The organism is Flavobacterium sp. (assembly GCF_043773265.1).
Classification (GTDB): Bacteria; Bacteroidota; Bacteroidia; order Flavobacteriales; family Flavobacteriaceae; genus Flavobacterium.
The window spans coordinates 1-3,912 of record NZ_JAYVFH010000012.1 but is presented as its reverse complement, the minus strand read 5'-3'; the positions used below and the strand labels follow the sequence as shown (position 1 = coordinate 3,912).

At 31.5% G+C, this 3,912-nt stretch carries 3 protein-coding genes; all 3 read left to right on the top strand.

Annotation, left to right across the window (positions count from 1 at the left end; translation table 11 throughout):
- Positions 1-1,028: 3-phosphoshikimate 1-carboxyvinyltransferase (locus ACH2BO_RS00530; RefSeq protein ID WP_395042804.1), on the top strand; the 1,028-nt coding region annotated here is incomplete at its 5' end.
- A gap of 265 nt (positions 1,029-1,293) precedes the next feature.
- On the top strand, positions 1,294-2,343 hold the full coding sequence (gene queA, locus ACH2BO_RS00525) for a tRNA preQ1(34) S-adenosylmethionine ribosyltransferase-isomerase QueA (protein ID WP_395042803.1): 1,050 nt from the start codon (positions 1,294-1,296) through the stop codon (positions 2,341-2,343).
- A 539-nt stretch (positions 2,344-2,882) separates the two neighbouring features.
- A partial coding sequence (locus tag ACH2BO_RS00520; protein WP_395042802.1) for a BatD family protein occupies positions 2,883-3,912 on the top strand: 1,030 nt, incomplete at its 3' end.

Here is a 3,912-nt window from a genome sequence, read left to right as displayed (position 1 = left end):
CAATAAAAGAAGGAAGTGAAATTGTACTTACAGGTTCATCAAGAATGAAAGAACGACCAATAAAAATATTGGTAGATGCACTAAAACAACTTGGCGCAGATATAGAATATGTAGAAAATAATGGTTTTCCTCCACTAAAAATAATTGGTAAAAAACTAACTCATAATAAAGTTTCGCTTCCTGCAAATGTGAGCAGTCAATACATTTCGGCACTAATATTAATTGCACCAAAACTAGAAAACGGATTAGAATTAAAACTCGAAGGCGAAATAACTTCCATTCCATACATTAATATGACTTTGGCATTGTTAAACGAAATTGGTGTAGAAACTTCTTTTAAAAATAATTTTATAAACGTTTGTCACACTGAGCTTGTAAAAGCGCCTCAACTCGTAACTATAGAATCAGATTGGAGTTCTGCATCCTATTATTATTCTATAATTGCATTATCAACAATTGGAACTCAAATAACACTTTCAAGTTACAAAGAAAACAGTCTTCAAGGCGATGCAGCATTGGTAGCAATTTATAAAAATTTTGGAGTAGAAACTGTTTTTAATAATGATAAATCAATAACAATATCAAAGTCAAAAATCAAAAATCAAAAATCGTTAATCATCAATCTTCAATCTTCACCTGACATTGCTCAAACAATAGCTGTAACTTGTTTCGGACTCGGAATTTCATGCAATTTAACTGGTTTGCACACCTTAAAAATTAAAGAAACCGATAGACTTTTAGCATTAGAGACAGAACTCACAAAACTTGGCGCAACCATTTCTGTAACAAATGACAGTTTAAATCTTCAATCACATAGTTTATTTTCAAGTACTACTTTCTCTCCTTTGGAGAGATGTCCAAAGGACAGAGTGGAAACCTACCAAGACCACAGAATGGCAATGGCATTTGCACCTTTAGCACTTAAAACCGATTTAATTATTGAAAATGCCGAAGTAGTTTCTAAATCCTATCCAACTTTTTGGGAAGATTTAAAAAATATTGGGTTTCAAATTAATGAAATTTTATAATTCCTTTTTTGAAAAAAAGAAAATTTTATATTAGTGAAATTTAAAAACATCAAATTTGTGTAAATTGTTGAAATTGCTGTAAATAAATTAGCGCCTTTGTATCATAATATTAAAAAAACCTTTGCGACTTAGCGTCTTTGTGGCAATCTAAAAAATAAACACCAAAACACTTGACAACGCCTATCTCACAATCGTATATTTGCAAATAATTAGTACTATTATTGTCACACTGAGCTTGTCGAAGTGCAAATCCTAAAATTCAAACATGAAATTATCACATTTTCAATTCAATCTTCCAACAGAATTATTAGCAGAATATCCAGCAGAAATTCGTGACGAATCTCGTTTAATGGTAATCGACCGTAAAAAAGGAACAATAGAACACAAAATGTTCAAAGACGTTATTAACTATTTCGACGATGGCGATGTTTTTGTACTTAACAACACCAAGGTTTTTCCAGCAAGAATGTTTGGAAACAAAGAAAAAACTGGAGCAAGAATAGAAGTTTTTTTACTGCGAGAACTAAATGCAGAACAACGACTTTGGGACGTTTTAGTAGATCCAGCAAGAAAAATAAGAATAGGAAATAAATTATATTTTGGCGACGACGATTCACTTGTTGCCGAAGTTATAGACAATACAACTTCTCGTGGAAGAACACTACGTTTTCTTTACGATGGTTCGTATGATGAATTTAGAAATAAACTAACAGAACTTGGCGAAACACCAATTCCAAAATATATTTCTCGAGAAGTAACACCAGAAGATGCCGATCGTTACCAAACAATTTATGCCAAAGAAGAAGGCGCAGTTGCAGCACCAACTGCCGGTTTACACTTTTCTAAACACCTTTTAAAACGTTTAGAAATTAAAGGAATAGACTTTGCCGAAGTAACACTTCACGTGGGTTTAGGAACATTCAATCCAGTAGAAGTAGAAGATTTGTCTAAGCACAAAATGGATTCTGAAGAGCTAAAAATTACACAAGAAGCTTGCGATAAAGTAAACAATGCCAAAGCCAAAAAACACAAAGTTTGTTGCGTTGGAACCACTTCAATGCGTGCCATAGAAAGCGCCGTTTCCTCACAAAGAACACTAAATACATTTGACGGTTGGACAAACAAATTTATTTTTCCACCGCACGATTTTAGCATTGCCGATGCAATGATAACCAATTTTCACACACCAAAATCAACATTATTAATGATGGTTTCAGCATTCTGCGGACACGATTTAATGAAAAAAGCATACGAAATTGCCATCGAAGAAAAATATAAATTTTACTCTTACGGAGACGCAATGTTAATAATTTAATCTGAACTAGTTTGTCACACTGAGCGCAGTCGAAGTGCTCATCATTTTGTCACACTAAACACAGTCGAAGTGCTCATCATAATGTCGCACTAAGCGCAGTCAAAGTGCTCAACATAATGTCACACTAAGCACAGTCGAAGTGCTCATCAAAATCTCATCAGCAATGGTGAGATTTTTTTTTAATCTGAACTCGTTTCAGATTCTCTAGAACTCGTTTCAGATTCTCATCATTCTTTCACAGTGAGCGCAGTCGAAGTGCTCATTATAATGTCACACTGAGCGCAGTCGAAGTGCTCATCATAATGTCACACTGAGCGCAGTCGAAGTGCTTACATTTGAAACGAATATTAAGCGCATTTCTACAATCCATTTTCCTGCTGCCGCAACTCGCTTTCATTTTAAAAAAATAAAATGAAGAGCTCAAACAATTGCAACATCAGGGTTAAACAGCCATTGTCTTTTGTAAAAATCACCATTAAAAATCAACCGCCAAGTATCCTAACAGGTTTTTTTTAACCTGTTAGGTATAAATTAAAAAAATGAAATTCAAATTATATATATATTTCTTTCTTATTCCATCATCCCTTTTTGCTCAAAAAGTAACAACCTCTATTGATACAACTAGAAACAAAATTGGTGCCGAATTTAAACTTACTATAAAAGCATCTATTTCTAATAAAGACAAAGTTATTTTTCCAAAAGATAAAAATTTTGGTGCTTTAGAAGTTATAGAATCCTATAAAATTGATACCATAAAAAGTAACGATTCTTATGAATTGATTAAAAAATATGGACTAACACAATTCGATTCTGGTAGATATACAATTCCAAAAATTCCTATTTTAATAAACGGTAAATCAATATTTTCTGACAGCATAAATATTGAAGTTTCTAATGTAAAAGTTGATACTTTAAAACAGAAAATGTTTGATATAAAAACTATCGAAAAAGTAAAAATAGAAACTAATTATTGGGTTTATATTATTCCAATAATTATTCTTCTTGCTTTACTATTATTAGTATTTTGGTTATTTAAAAAATACAAAAACAGACCAAAAAAAGAACTAGAAATTGTATATAAAACACCAATAGAAAAAGCAACTTCTTTGTTACAATCGTTAGAGAAAAAAGAATTGTGGCAAAATGGTGAAGTAAAAGAATATTATTCTCAATTAACTGATATTGTTAGAACCTATATAGAAGAAGAAATCCAAATTCCAGCAATGGAAAGCACAACATCTGAACTAATTTTTAGTTTAAAAAAAGTGGCTTCACAAAAGAAAATGAAGTTGAATTCTGAAACATTAAAAAATTTAGAAAAAGTTTTAAAACAAGCCGATTTAGTAAAATTTGCAAAAGTAAAACCGTTAGATTTTGAAATTGAAGAAGACAAAAAACGTATAACAAACGCTGTTGTAAAAATTCACGATGCTGTACCACAAATAGTTGAAGAAACTGATGAATTACAAATTTGGAACGAAGAACAAAAACAAAAATCGATTGCAAAAAAATATTTAGAAAGAAAAGTAAGAAGAATTAAAGCTGCAATTTTAATTGGATTGATAGTCA